The organism is Paradesulfitobacterium ferrireducens (genome assembly GCF_017310645.1).
GTDB classification, from domain to species: domain Bacteria; phylum Bacillota; class Desulfitobacteriia; order Desulfitobacteriales; family Desulfitobacteriaceae; genus Paradesulfitobacterium; species Paradesulfitobacterium ferrireducens.
Genome location: NZ_JAFLRH010000024.1, coordinates 1 through 25198, shown reverse-complemented (window position 1 = coordinate 25198; position 25198 = coordinate 1). Strand labels below are relative to the sequence as shown.

Here is a 25198-nt window from a genome sequence, read left to right as displayed (position 1 = left end):
TAGAAACAGACTTGCTTGCTTCTTACTTGCTTCTTACTTGCTTCGAGGGGTTCGCCGTGGCAAACCCCTCACATTATACCCCTAATACCGCTGGTTTGGGTGCCAGCATTCACGCGCACCACGCTTAAATACGCCAATCCTTATGGGTGCCGGCTCTTATGGTCACGAGCTCTTACACGCACCAATCTTATGAAGCTACCTCTTCTGCGGCGCAAACTTATAAGCTGAGAGCGCGTATGAAACGACAAATAAGATCAAACCGAAGGGGAGCAAGGCGACAGCATATTCAATCAGGGAAGGAGCATAGCTCCAAGAGCTTGCAAATACGGGCATCCCCTCTTTTAGCTGCCCTGTGGCTATGGGATAAGCCCAATTCTCAATTCCCATACCGGGCAAACTCAGACTCAGCGGAATTGCATTGAATGAAGGAAACATCAGCATCAGGCGGTGGGCGAACACTCCGATAAACAACAGGGCACTGCCGCCAACCAGGCTGTTAAATGAGCTCGAACCCCTCTTGCTGAAGAAGTAGAACATGGTGAAGGCCGGGAGCAGGATTTCCGTGGCATAGAGCGGCCCGTACTTGCCAAACACCAAAGACAGCACTTCCAGCCCCTCGGGTTTGCCCCACCACCAGTGTACGAGCAAATCTACGGACACCAGGAAAAAATGCACCACTAAAGCACCGGCCACGATTAAGGCCAAGTTCCTGAATGCCCCCTGGTATTCGCTGAAGCGTTCCCTCCCAACCGCCGCCAGGGATATCACCAGCACCAACGCCGTGCCTGAGGCTACGGCGACGGAGATAAAATCCGGAGGGAGCACTGCTGTATTCCACCAACTGCGCGAAGCCTGGGTAGCAAAGATTAAAGCGGTCACGGTATGAATCAGGATAGCGACCGGCAGCCCGACTATGGAAATCCGCCTTGACCATTTTTTAGCCAGAGCGTCCACCTGCTCCTGAGTGCGGGACTTCGTCCAGCCATTCAAAAACCCGGTCCCATCCCGCTTCCAATCAGGCAAAAGCTGGACATAGACACTGAGGAAAGTTAACACGAGGTAAGTTGAAATCACGATCACATCCCACACCAAAGGGGAGCGCCAATTCGGATGCAGGAACACATTAAACACCCTGTCCACCCGGCCCATGTCCGGCAGAATCATGGCCCCCGCTCCGAGTGTGCTGGCGAACGCGGACAGGGACGCGATGCGGGTAAAGGGCTTGAGCTTTTCGATATTAAAAAGATAAACCGATGAGGAAACGATCAAGCCCCCGGCAGCAATCCCTACGAAGAAGGCAAACGTCGCGATATACAGCCCCCAGCTAAAAGGATTGCGCATATTGGTCACGGCGAGGCCGTTTCCAAGCTGATAGCCCCAGGCGATCAAGCTGATTACAAGGATCACGGACGCGAGGGCTAACATCATCTTGGAGTTCTTTTTCATATTCTCCACCTCCTACAAAATCCTTACCTGCTCGGCTTGGTCGGGGGCAGGTAAAACACCTTGGGCGATGTTCCCAGCTCCTCCTTGAGCCTGAAAGCCTGGCGTTCCTGAATCAAACGGCTCACTTCGGAATCCGGGTCGTCGAGATCCCCGAAGATGCGTGCTTTGGACGGGCAGGCCCGCACACAAGCCGGTTGTTCCCCTTTGCTGGTATATTGCACACAAAACGTACACTTTTCCACGACTCCCAGCGGGCGGTTCGGGGTATACACCAGGCGCCCGTCTTGGTCGCGGTAATCCCCGGGATAGCCGTATTCATACCCTTCCTGGTAGCCCACGCGCTCCTTAGCTTGGTGCGGGTCTTCCCAGTTAAACTGGCGCACGCCGTAGGGACAGGCGGCGATGCAGTAGCGGCAGCCGATGCAGCGTTCATAGTCGACCAGCACGACGCCGCGTTCATCCGTATACGTGGCCCCTGCCGGGCACACTTTTTCACAGGGGGCATTGTCGCACATCTGGCAGGAAACGGGCAGGAAATTCATCTGCAGATGTCCGTTCGTGCCTACAGCCACTTGGTGTTCCTCGCTCCCTGGGGTGAAAACCCGGTTCCACCAAGTGCCAGGCGGCTGAGCATTATGCGCTTTACAGGCGACCGCGCACGAACGGCAGCCGATGCAGCGATCGAGGTCAATTACCATCCCCAGTCTCATTTCGTGTCACCAGCCTTTCTCACATCGCACAGGCACTCGTTCCAGGCGGTATTGGGAGCCCACATTCCGGGCACGAAATAGATTTCATGCGTGGGCTTGATAAAGGGATAAGTGAGGGAATTAAAAGACTCCCCGTTAAGATAGCGGCTCCACCAGCCCTGTTCAAACACCGCCACGTTGCGTCCGGCCCCGGGATCGAGCACCGCAAACGCATGCAGGCTGCCCCGGTTGTTGTATACCTCGACCCAGTCCCCTTCCTTAATGCCTTTCTCTTCGGCATCTTGGGGGTTCAGCCAAACTCTGGGTTTCCCGTCCTGCAGCTCATTCATCCAGACATTGTTGGAATGCGTGGAGTGCACGCGGTAGATGGCGTTGCGGGTGATATAGCTAAACTTGTATTTATCCCTCACCGTGGGATCCAGAGCATATTCGCTCTCCTCAAACGGAGGCTTGTGCACCGGCAATGCTTCGCCGAGTTGCAACATCAGATCTTCGTCTTTGTAAAACTCAATCCGTCCGCTTTTGACAAACTGAGCAGTTTGTTCGATTTTGGCCGGAATGCTCACCGGCGGGAAGGGCTTCTTGTGGGCAATCTGCTCATAAAAAGGAATCTGGCGGTTGCCCGGCACTTCCGATTTAACCCGCACCGGTCCCTTTTTCAGTTGTTCCAGGGTTATTCCCTCTACCGAGGGCCCGCCGGTCCTGAGCATGAGCTCAATCGCCTTCTCAGCTGCAGCCTCCGCATCCAGATCCGGGAAGAAATGTTTTTCAAATTCCGGGTTAAGCCTGCGCGCCAGCTCCCGCGCAATCCAAAGCTCGGGCTTTCCTTCATACAGCGGCTTGATCGCCTGCTGCTGCAGCTGCAGATAGGGATGGACCGGAGAACCTACCAGTTCCGTCTTCTCATACCAACTCACCGCCGGCAGCACCACATCACTATACTGACAGCTGGTCGTCATCTGAAAATCCATGGTGGCCACAAATTCAAGCTCCCCTTTTTCCACCATCTGCCTCAGCTTGTTCGCCATATTGTGCTGGTCAAAGGGGTTGCCCCAGCCGGTGATTAAGGCTTTGAGCCCGTGCTTGGGCCAGTTGGCCTTCATATTCTTGGTCGGGCCGTGGAGCACATAGAGCCACGGGAGCCAGTTCTGTTTTTTCCCTTGCGGCACCCACCACTGTGCTACTTTGAGGCGCACCCGGTACTGGCCGGCATAGGTGGAAATCCCGGCTCCGCTCTTGCCGATATTGCCGGTGAGCACCGGAATCAGGGCTAAGGCCCGGCCTTTTAAGTCCCCGTGATACCACTGGTAATTGCTCGCCCCGTACACAAGGTGCAGGGGTTTGGCCGCTGCCATTTCCCGGGCCAGGCGCACCAGTTTGTCTTGGGGAATCCCGGCCAGCTTCTCGACTTTATCCGGGGTGTATTCCTTCAAGCTCTCGCGCAGGAGTTGAAAACCCGGTTTAACGCTAACTTTCTGCCCGTCTTTCAGTTCGACTTCCAGTTCTCCTTCGAGTACAACATCAAGCGGCAGCTCAAGCTTTTCCGGGTGCACGGACAGAAACTGCCTGTTATAAGCCACGTAAACTTCACGGTAAGACGGCACCCCGTCCGGTTTGCTCAAGCCTTTGACTTCCTCAGCCTTCAGGCGCTTGCCGTTATCCAGGCGCACCAGCAAGGGAAAATCGGTGTAGGTCTTGAGAAAATCCTCATCGTAAAGTTTTTCCTCAATAATAACGCGCGCTAGGCCCAACCCTACCGCCGCATCACTGCTGGGGTTAATTTGAACCCATTCATCCGCTTTCCCGGCTGTGGGGCTGTAGTTCGGGTCAAAGACCACGAGTTTGGCTCCGCGGTTGCGCGCCTCCACCAGAAAGTGGGCATCGGGGAGCCGGGTGGCCAGGATGTTGGAGCCAAATACGGCGACATAGCGGGAATTAAGCCATTCCAAGGGCTCCAGCTCTTCCGTCTGCACGCCGAAAGTCATGGGCCAGAACATGGGTAAATCTCCATTTTGGTCATAGGGGTGGTGCAGACTCCACCCGGCCAGCGTGGCCAGGGCAATAACCGCTCCTTTGTGCACATACCCCGTGCCCCCGACCTGAAATATTACCCCGATCGACTCGGGACCGTATTTGTCCGCAATCTCTTTGAGCCGGCCCGCACTATAATCGAGAGCCTCCTGCCAGGACGCTTCCTTAAACTCTCCCTTCCCGGGCTGCCCGCTCCGGACCAACGGCTTCTTGAGGCGGTCCGGTCCATAGATGAGATTAAGCATGGACAGCCCTTTCAAACAGCCGCGTGGGTTGTATTCAGGCTCAGGATAATCGGCAGCTTGCACAATCGCCTTGATCTGCCCGTTCTCCACAATCGCCTTCATCCCACAGGCCCCGGTGCAGTTTGGGGAGCACGTAGTCCGCACGTATTTCAATTCCGGCTCACCCGCCGCAGCCCGGGCCGGCGTTTGCCGCACAAATGCCATCGCTCCCCCGGTACCGGCCAAAACCCCGGCCGCCGCAGCCGCCTGCAAAAACTGGCGGCGGCTAAGCTTAATCTTCCTTTTCTCCATATTCAACACCTCCACATAGATTCCTACTTCACAACCAGCACTGGGCACTTTGCCCGCTGAAGCACGCGCTGGCTGACACTACCCAAAAGCGGGCCGGCAATCGGGCCAAAGCCGCGGCTGCCCATTACGATTAAGTCGCTGTCTTCCCGCATCGCTTCCTCGACAATCACTGCGGCAGGATGCCCGGGCAGTTGCTTAGCCCGCACCTGCACTCCGTCCTTCTCGATCTCGGCCATGGTCGCCGCCAACAGTATCTCCCCGCTGCCTGCCAGTTGATCCTGGAGTACGGAGGCATCCTTAGCCAAGGTGTAGCCCAGGGCTTCCGGGGTATAAGTTACATGCAGCACCAGAATTTCGGCTTCGAATACCTTAGCTAATTCCAAGGCTTTAACCAATGCCCGCTGGGAATAGTGTGAACCGTCAATCGGCACTAGGATTTTCTTAAACATTCTTTCTCCCTCCCTGCTAGTTACTAACTTCTCAAATTAGCACCGCCGAAAATTTATCTTAGGCTATTGCAAAGGCCGTGCCAACTTTAGGCAAAGTAAAAAACCCGACAAAATTAGGCTCTGCCGGGTTTGGTTAAAAATAAAACTCTCTATAAATCGCGAAACGCTCTCTAGTTTTTTAGAGACCCTTTTTCAATGCGACAGGCAGCGATTTTTGAAATAGGCTGCTGGGAAATCGGATCCACCCAATTAAGGGTCAAATGATTGGCCGCCTGGTGTAAGTGCTCTTCCCCCGGATCAAGATCGCCGAAGTGAAAAGGCACAAACACCTGACCCGGAGCCACGGAGTTGTTAATCACGGCTTTTACCTCGATCCAGCCTCTGCGGGTAGTGATTTTTACTCTATCCCCTTCGGCAAGGGAAAGCCTGGCTGCGTCCTCCGGATTTAAGACCGCAAACCCTTGCTTGGCCAGAGCAGACAGCTCCGGCACCCGCTTGGTCTTGGTACGTGTGTGATAGTGTTCGATAATCCGGCCTGTGTTTAACCAAAATGGATATTCTGCATCCGGAACCTCCGGAGGGGCTGAGTAGTCCACCGCCCAGAGGCGGGCCCGGCCTTCATCATTATTATTCGGCCCGTAGGCCTGGGACTCTCCCTCCCAGGTAGGGAAATTACCCTCACTGTACAACCGGGCCGTCCCTTGATGCCCGAGCTCAGGACAGGGCCATTGGAGCCCCCCCTCTTGTTCCATCCGTTTATAAGTCATCCCGGACATGTCATTGGGGCGGCCGCGCGAAAGGGCTGCCCACTCAGCGAACACCTCTTCGCTGCTCGACCAGGAAAACATACGCCCGGCTCCGAGCCGCTTTCCCACTTCCTTGAAAATGTCCAAATCCGCCTTGGCCTCTCCCGGCGGCTCCACAGCTTTATATCCCACATTCACCCGCCGCTCGGAATTGGTATAGGTGCCGGTCTTTTCCCCCCACTGCGCAGCCGGGAGAAAAATATCAGCATACTTGGCCGTTTCCATCGGATAGTAAACATCCTGCACAATGAGAAATACCTTGTCCAGAAGGGCGCGCACGTAACCCTGATCCGGCAGGGAGACGGCCGGGTTGGTACCGATCACCCACAAAACTTTAAGCTTGTCTTCTTCGATTAATTTGAGGATCTGCATAATATCCGTAGTTTTATACGGAAGCCTGTTTTCCTTCACACCCCAGAAATCTGCGACTTCACGCCGGTGCGCAGGGTTTTGCGGGTTGCGGAATCCCGGGAGATATCGTCCGGCCCCCACTTCACGGGTGCTCATGGCGGTGGCCTGGCCCGTAAGCGAAAATGGAGCCGACCCGGGCTTGCCAATTTTTCCGGTGATGAGATGGAGATTGTTGATCAAGGTCACACTGTCTGTGGCCGACATGCTTTGGTTAACTCCTTGGCAGAAAAAGGTGGTGGCCGCAGAAGCCCTGCCAAACATGCGCGCCGCCTCGACAATCATTTCTGCCTTAACCCCGGTTAAAGCCTCCGCCCGCTCCGGCGGATAGTGCTGCACTAAAGCCCGCAGTTCCTCATACCCGCTCACATGGGCGGCGATATAGGCCGGGTCAGTCAGCCCCTCTTCCATGAGGACATAGGCCATGCTATTAAGCAAGGGCACATTGGTCCCCGGCCGTAATCTCAGATGCAGGTCAGCGACTTGCGCCGCCAGGGTTAAGCGCGGGTCCGCCACGATGATTTTGGCCGCGTTCTGCTCGCGGCTGCGCATAATCCGCTGCCAGAGCTGAGGGTGCATTTCCGCCGGGTTCGAGCCGAAAATAAAGATAAGCTTGGCCTGATCCAGATCATCATAGCAGCCCGGCGGCCCGTCCGCACCAAAAGAACGGATATACCCCTCGACCGTGGAAGCCATACACAGGCGCGTATTGGCATCGAAATTCGGAGTCCCCAGGACTCCCTTGCCCAATTTGCCCAAGGCATAATATTCTTCCAAGAGGAGCTGGCCGGTATGATAGATCCCAATAGATTCGGGGCCATAAGCCCGCAGGTTTTCCTTTATTTTTCCTGTCATTAGTCCAAAGGCCTGCTCCCAGGTCCCCGGTGCCAAGTCGCTCTCGCGGCGGATCAGGGGCACGGCGGCCCGTTCCGGATGATGCAGGACTTTCCATTCATAAAGTCCTTTAATGCATAGGCGTCCCTGGTTGACCGGGTATTCTTTATTCCCTTTGACAGCCACGGCCCGGCCATCCTTGGTTCCGATATATAAGCCGCACCCGACCGAACAGTAACCGCAGGTGGAGTACACCCACTCATCGGGCGTTTCCGCCGCTGCAGGGCTATCACTGGTAAAGAACGATTCAATTGCTTGCTTTAAGATGCTGCTCATGTTAGCCCTCCAGGTCTACTCGGTAATCTCGTACTTCTTAAGCTTTTGATAGAGGCCGGATGGATGAATTCCGAGCATGCGCGCCGCTTCTTGCTTATTCCCTTTGGCGAGGCGAAGGGCGCGCCGGATGGCGTCGGTTTCCGCCCGGGCTACCGCCTCATCCAATTCGAGAAATTCCGGCCGGGCACTTGTTTCTACGGTCACTCCGCCTTGGAGCATGCCGTCCGCGAGCACCGCCGGCAAGTGTTCCGGCCGGATCACTTCCTCGCCCGGCTCCATGAAATTAAACGCATGTTCCAGGACGTTCTCCAATTCGCGCACATTCCCCGGCCAGGAATAGGTTAGAAATATCTCCTCTGCCAGCGGATCCAATCTCGGAGCCGTGTGTGCGTATTTCAGCCCCAGCCTCTTGCTGATCTCCGCCGCCAAGAGCAGGATATCCTCACGCCGGTCTCTTAAAGCCGGGATATGGAGATTAATCACGGCCAAGCGGTAATAAAGGTCAAGCCGGAACTTCTGCTCCTCGATCATCTGGCGCAAATCCCGGTTGGTGGCGGCGATAACGCGGACATCGACTTGGATGGTTTTGGTGCCGCCCACGCGCTCAAAGGCCTTTTCCTGTAAAATCCGCAGGATTTTGGCCTGCATCGCCAGAGGCATGTCCCCGATTTCATCGAGCAAAATCGTGCCGCCGTTGGCCAGCTCAAATTTCCCGGGTTTGCCGCCTTTGACGGCCCCGGTAAAGGCCCCGTCCTCATACCCGAAAAGCTCCGATTCCAGCAAATTCTCCGGAATCGCGGCACAGTTAATCTTGATAAAAGGTTCACCGCTGCGCGGGCTCAGGGTGTGAATCCCCTGGGCCAAGAGCCCCTTGCCCGTGCCGCTCTCCCCGGTGATCAGGATATTGGCGTCCCCGCGGGCTACGCGCGCGGCCTGCTGCTTCAACTTCTGCATGGACGCTCCTTCCCCGACCATCTCCTGAAGCGGCGCCTGCAAACGCCGCAGTTCCTGCAGCTCTTCCTTATAGAACATGAGCCTGCCTTCCAAGAGGCGCACGCGTTCCATGAAATTCTGAAATTCCTGGCCTTCGACTCCTTCTTTGACCAGGAGCTTGCTTAAGCCACCCAGCACGCTGCCCCTGCTTACAATCGCAGTTTCAGCCAGAAAAAAGGTCTGTCCCCGGTGGCGCACTCCGGTATCCAAAAACCCTTCTCCGGTCTCCATCACTTGCGGGAGGCGCGTAAACGGTGCAACCTCCGCCAGCAGCTGCCCGTCCAATTTTGAAGCGGTGGGATTCTTGCCGTCTATCCCTAAATAGCGGCGGTACAGTGAATTGAGCATTACGATCCGGCCCTCGCGGTTAACGACAGCCATGCCTAAGGGCAGATCCGCCAGAATCTCTTCGTAAAGGCCAATTAAAACCCGGGCCGCTTCCTCTTCTTGCTTCGCCCGGGCTGCGGCCTCTTTCTCTGCTTCGTCCTCCGCCCCATGCAAGTATATGATAACCCCGGTCAGGGTGTCCTGTTTGCGCAGCGGGAGATAGTGAGCCTGCACGGCCTGATCCCCTAATATATGTTGGCAGCACAAAGCCTGCCCGGAAGTAAACACTTCGAGCACTCTTGTCTCCGGCATCACTTCAGCCAGGGTGTACCCCAGCACTTTCACAGCCGGAATCTTCAGAAAATGCTCGCTCTCACTGTCCGCAAAGGTAATTGCCCCGCGGCGGTTGACAATAATCACACTTTGACCCACACTCTCACCTCCGCCCTTGAACCACCATCTTTATGTATAATCCTTTTTGTACATACTATCTTACCGAAAAAAGTGCCATCTGCCTAGAGATGTTTTCTTTCTTTCTCCTGGAAGCTTTTGGCTTTTAACAAAAAAGCCTGACTCAAAAATGGTCAGACTTATTGATGAGAACTTGTGTAGTTACTTATCTGGCTAAACTAGCTTAAAATACTCAAAAAATAATTCGCTTCCTTTTTAACATGCTCAAAGAACAAAGCAGGTACAATCGCCATTAGTTTGCATTCTTTTCTAAGCGCTGCCGTTTGCGCTTTCCAATCCCTTAGATTGGTTGTTTCGGCAACGATCTGGGCAGTGAACGCGGAAGCGCCGGCAGGGTCAGCTCCTGAAAGACTGCTTGCGGCGGCTAAGAGATTATCATAATCACAGGCAAAAGTCTGCGCAGTTTGAATCATCATGTGTTCGCTGGGATCAAGCAAATGGGCGATGAAAGAAGCATGCTCTCCCATAATCCTCAGCCAGAATAGTTCTTTGTGCAATAACCCCTCCATCCCGGAAGCGGCTAGCATTTGGCTCAAGACATTAAGAAGGGTTAGGTATTCCCGAGCTTCACGGGCAATGTGGTCAAGCTGCAGAGGAAATAGGCTCCCTCCTAATTGACAGGTTTTCTGGAGCTGCAGCAGCCCGAGCTTAAAATGCAGGAATTCTTCCGTTAAACTGATTGCATTGCTGAAAGCAATGCTTACTGATTCCATGGTGGGATTATAATTATTTTTCCATTCATCCCGTTCATTGCGGTACTCGATTTCGAACCTTATTGCTTGTTCGAGTAAATCCCCTCGTTCATGCGGAAGGCCCGCATAGATAAAAATGGCATGTTCTTTCATGATCTCCAGCCAAAACAGATTGAGCGCCTGCGCCTCTGCCAGGAAATGGTGAGACATTGCATCCCCCTCCAACCAAAAATCTTTTCGACAAATTGCCGATGTATTATATGCAGGTCAGAAGGGGAAAAGTCTCAATCAAGAACCGGAGTCCGCTCCTCTCTTACTCCCCGTACTCTATCCCCCTCGATGCGGGCATCACCCACCATGAAACTCGCGAGGATTCCGGCCAAAACGATCCCCATCGCCACCAAAAAGACAAGATGCAGGGAATCGGCCAGAGCCGTTTTCAGGGGAGGAAGCAGCATCTGCTGCAACTGTCCCGGAATTCTCTTGAGGGTCTCCGGACTCAAGAGCATGTTAAACAGGCTTTGCGGGTCGGACTGCGCCTTTTGCAGCATGCCGGCAAACGGGCCGGATTGCATCCCCGGAATTTTTTGCACGACCGGGATAAAATCATTTTGCAGAGTCGCGATTGAGCGGTGGTTCATGACTACTCCCAGAATCGTCATCCCAATCGTACTGCCAATACTGCGGAAAAATACTGTAGCCGACGTCACAACTCCCCGCTGGGCCGGAGGAAACACACTCTGCACTGCAATGGTCAAGGTCGGCATGACTAAACCCATCCCTATGCCTAAGATGACGATATAGCTCATGGCCGTGAGGACCGTGGAGCTGGCTGTCAGGGTGCTCAACAAATAGAACCCGATGGCCATGATACTCATGCCTGCAGCCAATTGCGTGCGGAAGCGAACCTTGGTAATCAGTTTCCCGCCGATGATGCTAGTGATCATCATGGCCGCCATCATCGGGATCATGGTGTTGCCGGATTTTGTGGCGCTCACTCCCACTACCCCCTGCAAGAACAAAGGCAGGAACATAATCGCGCCGAACATTCCAAATCCCATAAGAAATCCGACCATATTGACCGCGGTAAAAACTCTGTTACGAAATAGGTTCAAATTAAGAATCGGATCTTTCACTTTCATTTCTATCAAAACAAAGCCTGTCATGAAAACAAGAGCTGTGGCAAAGAAAGCGATGATTTGCCAGGAGCCCCAGGGATAATCCTTCCCGCCCAGGCTTAAACCCAAGAGCAAAGCACCCGAACCGATAATCAGGGTCAGTGCGCCTGCATAATCAATTGAAACTTGATCTTTCCGGTAGTTCTCTCCGCTTAAACCGACGAAGATAAAAAACGCTGCCAAGATCCCGACCGGAAGATTAATATAGAATACCCAGCGCCAGGAAGCGTGGTCTACAATCCAGCCTCCAATGGTCGGCCCGATGATGGACGAGAGGCCAAACACCGCTCCCATAACCCCTTGCCATTTGCCGCGCTGGCCCGGAGGAAACATGTCTCCGACGATGGTCATGGCCATCGGCATCATGACCCCGCCGCCTATTCCCTGCAAGCCCCGGGACAAAATGAGCTCAGTCATGCTTTGAGCCTGCCCCGCTAACGCCGAACCCAGCATGAAGATAAATATTCCCAAGACATACATAATGCGGCGGCCAAAAATGTCAGCCAGTTTCCCGGCAATCGGCACCACCGTGGTCGAACTCAGCATGTAAGCGGTCGTAACCCAGACGAAGATATCCAGCCCTTGCAGCTCAGCCACTACCCGCGGCATTGCTGTCCCGACAATCGTTTGATCCAAAGACGCAAAGAGCATGGCTATGAGCAAGCCTAACAATAAAACCCGGCGTTTTGAGCCGCCTATTTTTGTTTCCTTCTCAATCTGCATCTGCATTTCTTTATTTCTCCCCATCTCTGCTCCTTCTTTCTTTAAAATAGTCAATCGTTAATGTCAGAAGCCGAATCAGTTCTTTGCTATTCTTCTCACCCAAAAAATCGATCAACTCCTGCAAGAATTCCAGGTGCTTGACGTGCATGGATTCCACCATTTCCCTGCTCTTGGCGGTAGGGCGCACCAGTACAATCCGTCTATCCGACGGATCCGCCAGGCGTTCGATATATCCCCCTTCTTCCAGAGAATTAAGAGTGTGCGTCACCCCTGCAGGCGTAATCTGAAGCTCATTGCTTAAATCGGAGACTTTCATTCCTTTGGCATCCGGGGCCAGGGCATGAATTAAAGTCTGCAGGAGCATAAATTCACTCGGCTTAATCCCATGCCAAGGGCTCGGACGCATCGCAACCCGTTTCAGCTGCCCCATGGTTCGGGCCATTTCCTGGGCTAGAAATCTTGCTTCATTTTTGTCCATAACTTTATCTCCTTAATAGTTTACCTGGTAAATTATTTATCAAATAAGTTTCTTTGTCAAGTGGCAAATTCCAGTAATTTTTTCATCCTTACTAACATGCGCAAAAAACCGGCCCCACTGCCTTAGTTTGCAGCGGACCGGTTTCTTTAACTCATTGAATTGTGATTTTTACTTGTCTCTGCGGCCGCGCCCATCCCATAAGTGCCGGACAGCAATCAAAGGATGGATATAGAGCATTCTGGGCCCGGAAAAGCGCATCACATTTTTTATCCGTTCCCGCATATCCGGTTTGTAACAGTGCACCGTGCATTTGGCGCAGGTAGGCTTGCCCTCCCCGAATTTGCAGCTGCCTAAGCGTTTATGGGCATAGGTTAAAAGCTCCTGGCATTCCGGACACAATCCCGGTGCCGAACCGTGGTTTTTCTTGCAATAGAGAGTAATCATTGCTTGCACGATTTCTTTTTCCGTATCAATACGGGAATGCCGACGCATTTTTCTCCCCCTCCATGCTGCTTACTCTTTATCTCCTTCTCCTGATTCCTGATATGTTTCTGACTCTCGATTCGTTTCTGACTCCCCCCGGTTCTCCTCTTACCCGTGATGCCGGGATCCGCCCACGTGAAAATGCGAGCGCTCATGAATCAGATTCAAATTCAAGAGCAAATCCCTGTTCGCAAGTAATTCCAAGGGCTTGCCGTCTGCAGCCACGGTATGCTGTTCACTGAAAATCACGATCCGTTCCGCTATATCCTCCACAATCGCTAAATCATGGGTAGCGGTAATCACTGTCTTCCCAGCCTGGCGCAACGCGATCAAAAATTCCACAAGCCAAAACTGCGTGCGGGGATCTAGCCCATTGGTCGGTTCATCTAAAAACAAGACCTCCGGATTAACGGTCAAGACACAGGCCAAAGCCACTTTCTTTTTCTCTCCCCCGCTCAAACGGTGGGGAGAACGGTTCAGCAAAGGCTGAATTCCCAGTAACTCAGCCGTATCTTCCACCCGTTCCCTTACTGTCGCCGGGGAGAGCCCAATCTGAAGAGGGGCAAAAGCCAGTTCATCCCAGACTGTGGACGAAAAAAGCTGGGCATCGGAATTCTGAAAGATGAAACCGACTTTTTGCCTAAATTCTCTGAGGATGTCCGGTTCTTGCAGGCTTTTCTCCGTCAGTTCCCGTCCAAAAGCCTCAATCGTCCCGGAGGTCGGGTGAATCAGTCCGCACAGCATTTTTAAGAGGGTTGATTTTCCACTCCCATTGGCTCCGAGAATGACCAGGCTTTCTCCTTTATGAATCTCTAAATTGATATCCTCAAGTACAAGTTCATTTTGAACATAGGAGTAGAACACATCCCGAAGATGAAAGATCGGCTCTGTCTGAGTGGTCACTGTATCTTGCTGTGTATTTTTTTTCATTGTGCTCCACCCCCTTTTTATAGAATTTTGTCAGCCACATAGAGAATGAAAGAACACAGAATGACGAAGGAGGCGAAAAACCAATCGTGCAGGCGCATCCGGAAACGGTTCATGGTATACACTTCCCCGCTGTAGCCGCGGGCAGTCATGGCGGCATATACTTCTTCGCTCATCTGCAAAGAGCGGGCAAACAAGGCGACCATGGCCGAAGCTACAAAGCCCCGCTGTTCGGAGGTCGAGGAGCGTCCGGCGTCTCTGGCTTTGCGGGCCAGGAACATCTCCTCCAGAATCGTGATCAGGACGAAAATATAACGGTAGGTCATTTCCAAGGTTGTGACAAAAATCCGGGGTACGAAAAAGAAGCGCAAAGCCTTGAGCAAATCTGTCCAGCGCGTGGTCAAAGTCATGATCAAGGTCAGTGTGACCGATATCCCGACCCGGCTTACTAATAACACTGCTCCGTTGACACCTTGTTTGGTAATGGCTAAAGTTGCGGGAAGATGCAAAAAGCCTATACTCCAAGGCTGGTTCATCGTAAAGAGTGTAAACAAGGGCTCTCCCGGGCGTACCCAGTTAAACACGGAAGGCAAAACCATGATTCCGGAAAAAAGCGGCACCACCAGCCACACTTTCTTCAGAAGTGAGCCCAAGTGTATCCCTGACCCAGCGGCCAGAGCGAGCAAAATGAGATAGCTGCCCCAGAGCAGGCCCAAATGGCTGATTAAGTTAAGCGCAAGCAGCAGGGACACTAAAGCCAGAATCTTAATCCTGGGATCGAGAGACTGCAGGAAGCCGGGGCGCACGGCCAGTTCTTCTGAAAAGAATGAATCCCTGAGCACATGCACAATATCGGACAAGGTTTTTTGAATAAAGCCCCGCTTGCGGCGAGGCTTAGATTTGTGAGAAGTTTCCGATAAGCCAGAGCTATTTTCTAGGAGCCAAAGGGGCAGATCCATCACGGTCTCCTCCTCTGCGCGCGATACGCTGAATGATAATGGTTGCCAAGGCGATTAAAGCCAACGCCCCCAGTGCCGACAAAAGATAACCAAGTGTTTGCTGCCAGAAGGAATGGTTATAGCCGCTAAGGCCATAATCCGGCAAAATGGAATGCCGCCAGAAACTGCTGAATTTATCCATACCGGCTGGGATAAAACCAACGGCAGCCCCAATCTCTTCCCCGCTCCATTCACCCCAAGCTGTGCCTTTCGCCAATAGGCCAAGAGGGCTAAGGGCTACCAGGACTGCAAAAATAATGGCAACCCGCTTCCAGCTTATAGAACTCCGAGTTTTTCCTTCCCCATTAGCGGCCAGCAGAGAGGAATTCGTACGCTGTAAATAGGCAACCGCCAAAAGCGTAACCACTCCTTCCACCGGACCCGCGATCGTTAAATGGGCAAAAAGCATGGCCGGCAGGGCCACATTCAGCCCGTAAGGACTGTAGAGCGGGGTGCCGTCCGCCGCATGAAAGAGCAGGGGCTGCAAGCCGAACTCAACCCCGGCCATTGCAGCGGCTGCTGTGATCCCTATATATCCGGCAATCCCTGCCGCGATCAAACGCCGTTTGGACGAGACCGTGCTGCTTCCGGCAATGACCCGATAAATGGCATAACTTACAAAGGGAAGAATCACACCCATATTAAAAATGTTAGCTCCCAGAGCGAGAATTCCCCCATCTCCGAAAAAGACGGCTTGGAGAGTTAAGGCCACCGAAATCGCAATCATCGCCGCCCATGGACCAAGGAGAATGGTTAAAAGCGTGCCGCCCACAGCATGAGCGGTGGTCCCGTCCGGAACCGGGATATTGAACATCTGGATGGTAAAGGAGAATGCGGCCCCGATGGATAAGAGGGGGATGTACTTCGCTTTCACTGTCCGTGCCGTTTTATAGGAAGCCGCCGCTAAGGCCAGGGCGCTTGCGGCGCCCAGAACAGCGTTTGTTTGCGGGCTTAGATACCCATCCGGTATGTGCATAATATCGTCCTCCTCACTCAATTTTAATCTATCGTTACTCTTTTCTTTAGCTCGCGCGCTTTGTCTTCATATCCTTTTCAGAATTTATTTCTTATCTTCACCGGTTTCTAAAATAATGCGATGGTTTAACAAAGTCATGTCCTTAATCTTTGCTTTGATAAATTTCTGCTTTCCGAAAATATCCACCAGCCTGAGCCCATCTTCATATGGCTCAATCACATCCACTCCCTCCATCAGCAATACTTCTTCTTCTCCCTCTTGCAGATACGCATTGGCTTCACACATGGCTGTATTCCTCCTTTGATTTAATGCACCGGTTTGAAAACAATAAAAGGCCAAGGAGTGACCCTATTTACCGGGTCTTGACCTCCATGGCCTTTATTCCAAGTATTAATTTTGCTTTATACAGAATAGTTCTACATATCTTTTAAGTTTCCTGCTTCACTTAAAGATTTTAATTTTTTTTAATTACGCTCCCTGCTCCAATTCCTTGCTGATGCGCATGGCCGTCTCAAATAAATCCTTATCCGTCAGCCCGATGGAATCCAGGGTTTTATGGTAAATATGAATGAGCTTTTGCAGCAAATCGGTTGCAGCCTTGGCTTCCCGCAAACGCTTCATCTCGGAGGTGGTTTTGTCAATCAATTCTTGGGTAACTTGCACTCCGGCCTCATTGAGTTCCTTCTCCATGCGCTTCAAGGCAAATTCAATAATCTGGCCGCCTGAGTGCTTACCGTATACAAAGCGCTGCTGCTGCCCGACCAGCTCCGATGGAATAGCCTCATAGATGCGGCGGTCAATCAAGACTCCTGCCGTATGAATCCCGCTCTCATGGGTAAAGACCTGGGGTCCGATGATCGGCGCATGGGCCTGAACGGGAATCCCGGAATAGCTTTCCACCAAACGGTAGAGGTCTTTCAGCAAATGGTACTTGAAGCCCGGAATCTCAATGCCGTAGAGGACTTTAAGTGTGACCACCACTTCATGCAGGGGGGCGTTGCCGGCGCGTTCCCCATAACCGGCCACGGTAGTGCAGAAAGCCCTGGCTCCGTTTTGAATCGCCTTAATCGTGTTATAACTGCCGAGGCCAAAATCATTGTGGAAGTGCACCAGCAGCGGAGCTTCCGGAATCGCTTGCACTAAGCGCGAAGTGTAGAATTCCGTAGCCTCCGGTGAAAGTGTTCCCACGGTATCCGGGAAAGAGGGCCGGGTGCCGCCTGCTGCCAGACCGCGCTTGAACAGCTCGATGTTGTAACCGATATCAGCCCGCGAACCGTCCTCCCCGCCAAACTCGATATATTTTACTCCCTTGGAACGAGCGTAGCGGATGGCATCTTCCATCATGCGAAGATTGGCTTCCCGGTACCACTCGATGGGGCGATCCAGCCACTCTTCTTCCGGAATGCCTTCGCGGTGAAGCAGGGTTTTTCCGATTTTATACTTATTATGGAGATCGGAAGCGGTGGTGAAAATAAAGAAGGTCACTTCTTCAGCTGCAATATTAATCTCCTGCAGCACTTCCAGGGTCGCATCTATATCCCGGTAGTTGGAACGGCACATGACCACGATCTCAAGATCCGGACGCAGCTCCCCGCGGCGTTTGGCTTCCATAATCAGTCGCAGTGCCTTTTGCTCGGAGGCAGACACCCCCGGGAAACCAACGTCAATAATATGCACCCCAATTTCACTCAGCATCTTGGTTATTTCCAGCTTCTGCTCCGGGGTGTAGGCCACACCGGGCATCTGTTCCCCGTCGCGAAGGGTTGAATCATAAATACGCAGTTCTTTCGGATCGGGGAATGGAATCCCCTTGGTAAACTCAAGCGGACCGTGGAGCAGTTGCTCTATGGGTTCACGCAGCATAAATATTCCTCCCTTTTTATCTTCTTTCTGAATAAACCTTCTCCAGCTGCCACCATAATTTCTGCAACTACCGTACCCCAGCATCCCCTGCTGGGATTTCTCCTACCGTTCTGCTGGCGGAATATCGTTCTGTATTTTAAGCCTGTTTTCCAAGAGTACTCAGAATTCAGTAGTCAGTACTCAGAGTATCATGAGCTTCTGTCTTCCATCTCCTTACTTCTGTCTCCTAACTCCTCCTGACTCCTGTCTCCTGTCTTCTGACTCCTTATCCCTAGCCAAGCACTTCCCTCACCATTTCCCCGACACGGGTGGTGGAAAGGCCGGAGTCCGCCCCCAGGGACGGGACCTTGCCGGATGACAAGAGCCCGCGTAAAGCCAGGTCAATCTTGGCAGCGGCCTCCGCTTCTCCGACATAATCGAGGAGCATGCCCATGGCTGCGATAGCTGCCATCGGATTGGCCACGTTTTTGCCCGCGTACTTGGGCGCCGAGCCGTGAATGGGCTCAAACATGGAAACTTTCCCTGGGTGGATATTACCGGAGGCGGCAATGCCCAGACCTCCTTGGATCATGGCGCCGATGTCGGTGATGATATCCCCGAACAGGTTGCTCGTGACAGCCACATCAAACCATTCCGGATTTTTCACCATCCACATGCAGGCGGCATCAATGTAGGCGTGATCCCGCTCGATATCCGGATACTCTTCCCCCACTTCTTCAAAGGTGCGGGTCCAGAGATCCATAGCACGAATGGCATTGGCCTTGTCGATTAAGGTCACTTTTTTCTTTTTATTGCGTTTGCGGGCCAGTTCGAAAGCGTAGCGGATGGCCCGCTCCGCCCCTTTGCGGGTGAAGACCATATCGGCAATCGCTACTTCATCGGGAGTTCCTTTTTTGAAAATTCCTCCGATCCCGGTATAGGCATCCTCGGTATTCTCCCGGACGACCACCATATCCACGTCTTCCGGTTTCTTCCCTTTAAGGGGGCAGAATTCCTCAGCATAGAGCTTGATGGGGCGCAGGTTGACATAGAGATCAAGCCCGAAGCGCAGTCCCATAATCACCGGCCGTTCAATAAAGCCGGGCTCAAGGCGCGGATCTCCCAGGGCTCCCAGGTAAACGGCATCCATCGTCTTATACTCCTCGAGCACAGACTCCGGCATGGTGACCCCGGTATCGAGATAGTGCTGGGCCGACCAGGGGTATTCCTTCACTTCATAGCTAAACCCAAACTGACGGGCAACGTGTTCCAGCACCTTCAGTCCTTCAGCTACAACCTCAGGACCGACACCGTCGCCGCCGATTACTCCGATTTTGTACTTACGCTTAGAACCGGTCATGCTTTACTCCCTCCTAAACGCTCACTGGCATAATTCACAAGCCCTCCGGCAGCCATGATCTTCTCCATGAACTCCGGGAAGGGAGCAGCCGTAAACGACTGAGATGTGCTCAAGTTTGTGACCAGGCCGGTGGCCGGATCAATCCTTACCTTTTGCCCTTGCTCAAAAAATTTGGCAATGTCCGGAATCTCGAAAATCGGGAGTCCGATATTTATGGAATTGCGGTAAAAAATACGGGCAAAAGACGGCGCCGCCACGGCTGCCACTCCGGCAGCCTTCAGGCACAAAGGCGCGACTTCTCTTGAGGAACCGCAGCCAAAATTAGAGTCTGCCACGATCACATCCCCTGGAACGAAGCGGGAAGCGAAAGTGGGATCGAGGTCTTCAAATACGTGTTTCGCAAGTTCTTTAGGGTCAGGAATATTGCAATAACGGCCGGCAATAATCACATCCGTATCAATGTCACGGCCAAACTTCCAGACAGATCCTTCAATCATCCTCTTGCTCCCCCTCCTTACTTGATCTCACCCGGGTCCATCACTTTGCCGGCCAGGGCGGTGGCAGCTGCAACCGCCGGGCTTGCCAGGTAAATCTCACTGGTTACATGCCCCATGCGCCCGATAAAGTTACGGTTGGTGGTGGAGACACATCGCTCATTCTCGGCCATAATCCCCATATGTCCGCCGACACAGGGTCCGCAAGTCGGGGTGGATACCACGCAGTCTGCCTCGACGAAAGTCTCCAAGAGTCCTTCCTTCATGGCCTGCATATACACCTTTTGCGTCCCCGGAATGACAATGCAGCGCACCTTGGGATGAATTTTCTTCCCTTTCAATAGCGAAGCTGCCACGCGCAAATCTTCAATCCGGCCATTGGTGCAGGAACCGATTACAACCTGGTCGATTTCGACTTCCCCTACTTGGGAAATCGGCTTGGTATTGGACGGGAGGTGGGGAAAAGCTACCTGGGGCTCAATTTCCGCCATGTCGAAGACAATGGTTTGGGCATACTGAGCATCCGGGTCGCTGGCGTATACGGTATACGGCTTATCCGTAGCATTTTTAACATACTCTTCCGTCTTGGCGTCTACCGCAAAGATCCCGTTTTTAGCACCGGCCTCAATCGCCATATTGGCCATAGTCAGCCGCTCCGCTACCGTTAATTCGCTGATTGCTTCTCCGGTAAACTCAAGCGCGCTGTAAATGCCGCCATCCACTCCCAGTTTTCCGATAGCATAGAGAATCATATCCTTGCCGGACACCCAGGGTTGTTTTTTCCCGCGGAATTCAATGCGGATGGTCGGGGGCACCTTGAGCCAGACTTCTCCGAGGGCCCAAGCCACAGCCACGTCGGTCGAACCGACTCCGGTAGCGAACGCTCCCACCCCGCCGTAGGTGCAGGTATGGGAATCCCCGCCGATTACCAGCATGCCGGGCCGTACCAGGCCCTGCTCGGGCAAAAGCACATGCTCGATCCCCATCCGGCCTACTTCATAGTAAAGTGTCTCATGCTTGCGGGCGAACTCGCGCACGGCCTTGGCTACCTTGGCTGACTGGATATCCTTGTTCGGAGTAAAGTGATCAGGCACGATCACAATTTTTCCCGGATCAAATACTTTGTCCGCTCCCCGGATCTTCCCGAACTCCTCTATCGCCACAATGGCTGAGAGTTCATTGGCCAGGACCAGATCGACCTTGGCATTAATGATTTGGCCGGGACGCACTTCGCTTAAACCGGCGTGAGCGGCCAGGATTTTTTCCGTCATTGTCATGCCCATGCTTGTCACCCCCGCTTAATGGCTGAGCTCGCGCAGATCGACCACCCGTTTGGCCTTGCCTTCACTGCGCTGCAGGGTCTTGGGTCCTACGACCTTGATGCGGGCATTTAAGGCCAAGACTTGGTGTAATTCCCGGCTTAAATGCTCCTGCGCCTCTTTCATAGCTTCCGCGCCCTTGTTATATAAATCTTCTGAACACTCAACCAATACTTCCAGATCATCCATGTGCGTGCTTCCGCGGTCAACCACGATCACGTATTGCGGCTCCAGATGCGGCACGGACAGAATCACACTCTCGATTTGAGAGGGGAACACATTCACTCCGCGGATAATCAGCATATCATCCGTGCGCCCGGTGACTCTCATCATGCGGGCCGTGGTGCGGCCGCAGGCACAGGTCTCCTGGTTAATGATGGTACGGTCCCGGGTGCGGAAGCGCAGGACCGGGAAGGCTTCTTTCGTAAGAGAGGTTAGAACCATCTCTCCCGGAGTTCCGGGCGGCAGCACTTCTCCGGTATCCGGATCAATCGTCTCAACTAGGAAGTGATCCTCATTGATATGCAAGCCATCATGGTAAGGGCACTCGGAAGAAACCCCCGGCCCGATTAATTCTGTGAGGCCGTAAATGTCAAAGGCTTCAATGTTTAGCTTTTCTTCAATTTCTTTTTTCATTTCCAAAGTCCACGGTTCCGCCCCAAAGAAGCCTACGCGCAGGTTCAGGTCCCGGGCAGTGTCAATTCCCATCTCGGCTGCCTGTTCCGCTAAAACCAGGGCATATGACGGGGTCGAACAGAGCACCGAGGCTCCGAAATCCTGCCATAGCATCACCTGGCGTTTGGTGAGCCCCCCGGACACCGGAACAATGGTGGCTCCGACCTTCTCAGCCCCATAGTGGAAACCCATGCCACCCGTGAACAGCCCATAACCGTAAGCATTGTGCACCACATCGGCATTGGTGACTCCACCGGAAGTGTAGACACGGGCAATCAGTTCGGCCCAGGTGTCCAGGTCTTTCGCCGTATACCCGGCCACGACGGGTTTGCCGGTGGTGCCGCTGGAAGCATGCAGGCGCACCACCCGCTCCATCGGTTCAGCAAACATCTTGAAGGGATAGTTTTCCCGCAGGTCATATTTGGTTGTAAACGGAAGTTTGCTCACATCTTTAAGGGTGACAATATCCTCAGGCTTAACGCCCAGCTCATCCATTTTTTCCCGGTAAAAGGGAACGCGTTCATAGCAGCGTTCCACCGTGCGCTGCAGGCGCTCCAGCTGTAATTTCTCCAGTTTGGGCCGCGGCATGGTTTCATGCTCCCGGTCCCAAATCAGGCATTGTTTCGTTCCGGTCACGGGTTTCTTGACTCTCATCTCTTCTTGCCCCTCCTTCATTCTTACGCGCCGGCCGCCGCGGCTTGGGCCATACTCTTGCCGATTTCCACTCCGGCTTGGAAGGCTTTAAGATTGACTTCCAACAATTTGGCCGGAATTCTTCTTTCAATCACCCTTTCCCAAGCTTCAGGCGACAAATCCAAATGCGCCGACAAAGCACCCAGGATGATGAGACTGCTCACCCGTGGGTTTCCGAGTTCTTTGGCTTTCGCCGTTGCCGGGATGGCCTGGAGTGTAAAGCCCTTCTTGTGCAAAAATTCGTTAATCCCAGTGGGATAGGGCTTATATTCCCCGATTTGTCCGGGCATCACTTCGACATCATTGATTAGCATCAAACCGCCCGGTTTGACATAATGCCCGTAGCGCACCGCTTCGAGCTTTTCAAAAGCGACTAAGATATCCCCGGTGCCGGTTCTTACGGTCGGAGAAAAAACTTTGTCCCCGAAACGCAAATGGCTGACCACACTGCCACCCCGCTGGGCCACACCGTGCACTTCCGTTTGTTTAACCTCTGCCTTTTCCTCGGCAGCCACTAAAGCTAAAACTTCGCTGGCCAGGAGCACTCCCTGGCCCCCGACTCCGCAGAGGAGAATATTCGTTACCTGAGCCATTACGCATCCCCCTTTAGCCCAATTGCATCGAATTTACATGCCTGGGCACACAGTGAACATCCGGTGCAGGAAACTTCGTCAATCCGCGGCTGCTCCCCGGGCAGGACACCGGGACAGCCGATGCGCTGGCACGCACCGCACTGTGTGCATTTATCCTCGTTGATCACATACGGGGTCTTGGGCCTGGTTTTCTCACCCCGGGCGAAGATACAGGGCCGGTTCGTGATAATCACGGATGGGCCGTTATGCTCTAAGGCCTCCTTGACTGAGGCATACATCTCTTTCTGATCAAAAGGATCGGCCACCTGCACATGCTCAACCCCGATGGACTTAACCAGTCCCACCAGATCCAGGCGCGGCGCTTCTTTGCCCTGCAGGGTCAAACCGGTGGCCGGATGCTCCTGGTGTCCGGTCATCCCGGTGGTGCGGTTGTCCAGGATTAAGGTCGTGGTATTCCCTCCGTTGTACACAACGTCAATCAGGGAAGGGATCCCGCCGTGGATAAAGGTCGAGTCCCCGATGACCGCCGCCACCTTTTCCGTGCCCCCGATTTCAAAACCGAAGGCATTGCCGATCGAGGCTCCCATACAGAAAGAGGTATGCATGGCCCCCAGCGGCGGCAAGGCGCCTAAAGTGTAACAGCCGATATCCCCGGTTACCAGGGCCCCGGCCTTCTTCAAGGCCAAATACGCGCCCCGGTGGGGACAGCCCGGGCAAAGCTGGGGCGGCCGGGCAATAATGTCAAACTCCCCGGTAAAATCCTTCACGGGCTCTTCTTCAAAAAACGCCTGCGCCAGCACATCCGCGCTGAACTCTCCCGTACGCGGCAAGCGATCCTTGCCCACGATGTTATTCACACCCCAGGCGCGGATTTGCTCTTCCATGAACGGTTCCAATTCCTCAATCACATAAACTTGTTCATATTGGGCGCAGAAGTCGAGGATCTTTTGCTTGGGCAGGGGATAAGTTAAGGCCAGCTTAAAGACCGGAGCTTCGGGGAAAACTTCCTTGGCGTTGGTGTAAGAGGCACCGCTGGTAATAATTCCGATCCTGCCGCTGCCTGCTTCAAGGCGGTTATGGGGATAGGTTTCGGCAAATTCAGCCATCCTGGCCATTTTCGCGTCCAGTTTGGCCCGCAGGGATTTGGCGAAAATCGGCACCACCCAGTTGGGAACGTCTTTTACAAATTTTTTGTCCGCGGGAGCTTCCGTACGCTCCCCGACTGTCACCATCCCTTTGCTGTGGGAAACACGCATGGATGTCCGGTAGAGCACCGGCGTGGAAAACTGCTCGCTCAGCTCGAACGCCAGTTTGAGGAAGTCCTTGGCTTCCTGGGGGTCGCTCGGCTCAATCATCGGCACTTGGGCCAGACGCGCGAAATAGCGGTTATCCTGTTCATTTTGGGAACTGTACATTCCGGGATCATCGGCAGAAATTACGACAAACCCGCCCACGGTTCCGGCAAAGGGAAATACCATGAAAGAATCGGCAGCCACGTTTAGTCCGACATACTTCATCGAGCATAAGGCCCGTTTGCCGGACATGGCGACTCCCATCGCTTCATCAAAGGCGACCTTCTCATTTGCTCCCCACTGGGCTCGTATGTCAGAATACTGGGAAATGACCTCCAAAATTTCCGTACTTGGAGTGCCAGGATAGCCTGAAGCAAAATACACTCCTGCTTCATAAGCGCCCTGGGCAATGGCGTTGTTTCCGGCCATCAGAATACGCTGGCCTGGACTTGGCAATGACATTCTCTGTGCCCCCTCCTCTAAGTCTCTTTCTTGTTCTCTCCAGGAATCTAGGTCGTCTTGTGCTGCGTGGCCCCCGCCTGCAACCTCCCCTAACTCCTGTCTGATCTTTTGGCTTTGAACCGCACCTCCCTGTCCCAATTTCTTACACTTCCGTTGTGTTGAGCATATGATATCAAAAGATTCCGACATTTAGATTGAGAATTCTGTCAAACGTAATTTTTTTGTACTGGGCGGATTAAAAGCGAGGGTAAACGGTTTTAGTTTCAGTATGTTCACAAGTTTCTAAATATTTAGACCCATAAATTCGACTTCTCAAATTGTCCTCTCGCCTCGCCAGAATTTTCTCTGCTAAAAAAATCCCCCTCTTTACTTCCTGTTTTTTTCTGATAGAATTATGACCATATTGGTTTCAAAATTCAGACAATGGCCCCCGCCATTTTGTCTCGATACATTTTGGCTTACGCACTTGACCCAAGTTCACTTCTGCTGTCTTTAGAACAAGGAGGAGAGAAGGGAAATGAAAACCTTAATGACCGGCAACGAGGCTATTGCCCGCGGTGCCTATGAGTACGGCGTGCGCGTCGCCGCCGCCTACCCCGGCACCCCCAGCACGGAAATCCTCGAAAACCTTGCCAAATATCCGGAGATTTACAGCCAGTGGTCTCC

General features: G+C 53.2%; 21 protein-coding genes. All 21 read right to left on the bottom strand.

The window, feature by feature from the left end; translation table 11 throughout:
* Nucleotides 1-195: 195 nt before the first annotated feature.
* Nucleotides 196-1446: an NrfD/PsrC family molybdoenzyme membrane anchor subunit gene (gene nrfD, locus J0X21_RS09675; protein ID WP_206812001.1), complete on the bottom strand. Its 1251-nt coding sequence runs from the start codon at nucleotides 1444-1446 to the stop codon at nucleotides 196-198.
* A gap of 23 nt (nucleotides 1447-1469) precedes the next feature.
* Entirely contained in the window at nucleotides 1470-2156 is a 687-nt protein-coding gene (locus J0X21_RS09670; protein WP_206812000.1) for a 4Fe-4S dicluster domain-containing protein, read from the bottom strand.
* A complete protein-coding gene (locus J0X21_RS09665; RefSeq protein ID WP_206811999.1) occupies nucleotides 2153-4723 on the bottom strand; it encodes a molybdopterin-dependent oxidoreductase in 2571 nt (856 codons plus the stop codon). Before J0X21_RS09665 ends, J0X21_RS09670 begins: the two co-directional genes overlap by 4 nt.
* A gap of 23 nt (nucleotides 4724-4746) precedes the next feature.
* Entirely contained in the window at nucleotides 4747-5172 is a 426-nt protein-coding gene (locus J0X21_RS09660) for a universal stress protein (RefSeq protein ID WP_206811998.1), read from the bottom strand.
* Between the two features lie 170 nt (nucleotides 5173-5342).
* Complete coding sequence (locus J0X21_RS09655; protein WP_206811997.1) at nucleotides 5343-7556, bottom strand: molybdopterin oxidoreductase family protein; 2214 nt, start codon at nucleotides 7554-7556, stop codon at nucleotides 5343-5345.
* Between the two features lie 15 nt (nucleotides 7557-7571).
* Nucleotides 7572-9308, bottom strand: a complete 1737-nt coding sequence (locus J0X21_RS16080; protein WP_206811996.1) for a sigma-54 interaction domain-containing protein — start codon at nucleotides 9306-9308, stop codon at nucleotides 7572-7574.
* 197 nt (nucleotides 9309-9505) lie between these two features.
* On the bottom strand, nucleotides 9506-10249 hold the full coding sequence (locus tag J0X21_RS09645) for a DUF2935 domain-containing protein (RefSeq protein ID WP_206811995.1): 744 nt from the start codon (nucleotides 10247-10249) through the stop codon (nucleotides 9506-9508).
* 74 nt (nucleotides 10250-10323) lie between these two features.
* Nucleotides 10324-11964: an MDR family MFS transporter gene (locus J0X21_RS09640; RefSeq protein WP_236006192.1), complete on the bottom strand. Its 1641-nt coding sequence runs from the start codon at nucleotides 11962-11964 to the stop codon at nucleotides 10324-10326.
* The gene (locus tag J0X21_RS09635) at nucleotides 11951-12418 is read right to left on the bottom strand and encodes a MarR family winged helix-turn-helix transcriptional regulator (RefSeq protein WP_206811994.1); all 468 of its coding nucleotides are present in this window, start codon (nucleotides 12416-12418) and stop codon (nucleotides 11951-11953) included. Before J0X21_RS09635 ends, J0X21_RS09640 begins: the two co-directional genes overlap by 14 nt.
* Nucleotides 12419-12586: 168 nt before the next feature.
* Complete coding sequence (locus tag J0X21_RS09630; protein ID WP_206811993.1) at nucleotides 12587-12910, bottom strand: nitrous oxide-stimulated promoter family protein; 324 nt, start codon at nucleotides 12908-12910, stop codon at nucleotides 12587-12589.
* 99 nt (nucleotides 12911-13009) lie between these two features.
* Nucleotides 13010-13831 carry an energy-coupling factor ABC transporter ATP-binding protein gene (locus J0X21_RS09625; RefSeq protein ID WP_206811992.1) on the bottom strand — a complete coding sequence of 274 codons (822 nt, stop codon included), beginning with the start codon at nucleotides 13829-13831 and terminating at the stop codon, nucleotides 13010-13012.
* 17 nt (nucleotides 13832-13848) lie between these two features.
* Complete coding sequence (cbiQ, locus tag J0X21_RS09620; protein WP_206811991.1) at nucleotides 13849-14787, bottom strand: cobalt ECF transporter T component CbiQ; 939 nt, start codon at nucleotides 14785-14787, stop codon at nucleotides 13849-13851.
* Complete coding sequence (cbiM, locus tag J0X21_RS09615; protein ID WP_206811990.1) at nucleotides 14756-15802, bottom strand: cobalt transporter CbiM; 1047 nt, start codon at nucleotides 15800-15802, stop codon at nucleotides 14756-14758. The genes cbiQ and cbiM overlap by 32 nt, the downstream gene beginning before the upstream one ends.
* 84 nt (nucleotides 15803-15886) lie before the next feature.
* Complete coding sequence (locus tag J0X21_RS09610; RefSeq protein WP_206811989.1) at nucleotides 15887-16087, bottom strand: CooT family nickel-binding protein; 201 nt, start codon at nucleotides 16085-16087, stop codon at nucleotides 15887-15889.
* 183 nt (nucleotides 16088-16270) lie between these two features.
* Complete coding sequence (locus tag J0X21_RS09605; RefSeq protein ID WP_206811988.1) at nucleotides 16271-17665, bottom strand: LeuA family protein; 1395 nt, start codon at nucleotides 17663-17665, stop codon at nucleotides 16271-16273.
* A gap of 271 nt (nucleotides 17666-17936) precedes the next feature.
* Nucleotides 17937-19004, bottom strand: a complete 1068-nt coding sequence (locus J0X21_RS09600) for a 3-isopropylmalate dehydrogenase (protein WP_206811987.1) — start codon at nucleotides 19002-19004, stop codon at nucleotides 17937-17939.
* Complete coding sequence (locus J0X21_RS09595; protein WP_206811986.1) at nucleotides 19001-19501, bottom strand: 3-isopropylmalate dehydratase small subunit; 501 nt, start codon at nucleotides 19499-19501, stop codon at nucleotides 19001-19003. The genes J0X21_RS09600 and J0X21_RS09595 overlap by 4 nt, the downstream gene beginning before the upstream one ends.
* 17 nt (nucleotides 19502-19518) lie before the next feature.
* Nucleotides 19519-20781: a 3-isopropylmalate dehydratase large subunit gene (gene leuC / locus J0X21_RS09590; protein ID WP_206811985.1), complete on the bottom strand. Its 1263-nt coding sequence runs from the start codon at nucleotides 20779-20781 to the stop codon at nucleotides 19519-19521.
* 15 nt (nucleotides 20782-20796) lie between these two features.
* Complete coding sequence (locus J0X21_RS09585) at nucleotides 20797-22146, bottom strand: phenylacetate--CoA ligase family protein (RefSeq protein WP_206811984.1); 1350 nt, start codon at nucleotides 22144-22146, stop codon at nucleotides 20797-20799.
* A 23-nt stretch (nucleotides 22147-22169) separates the two neighbouring features.
* Nucleotides 22170-22778, bottom strand: a complete 609-nt coding sequence (locus tag J0X21_RS09580) for an indolepyruvate oxidoreductase subunit beta (protein ID WP_206811983.1) — start codon at nucleotides 22776-22778, stop codon at nucleotides 22170-22172.
* Complete coding sequence (gene iorA, locus J0X21_RS09575; protein ID WP_206811982.1) at nucleotides 22778-24532, bottom strand: indolepyruvate ferredoxin oxidoreductase subunit alpha; 1755 nt, start codon at nucleotides 24530-24532, stop codon at nucleotides 22778-22780. The genes J0X21_RS09580 and iorA overlap by 1 nt, the downstream gene beginning before the upstream one ends.
* Nucleotides 24533-25198: the final 666 nt, after the last annotated feature.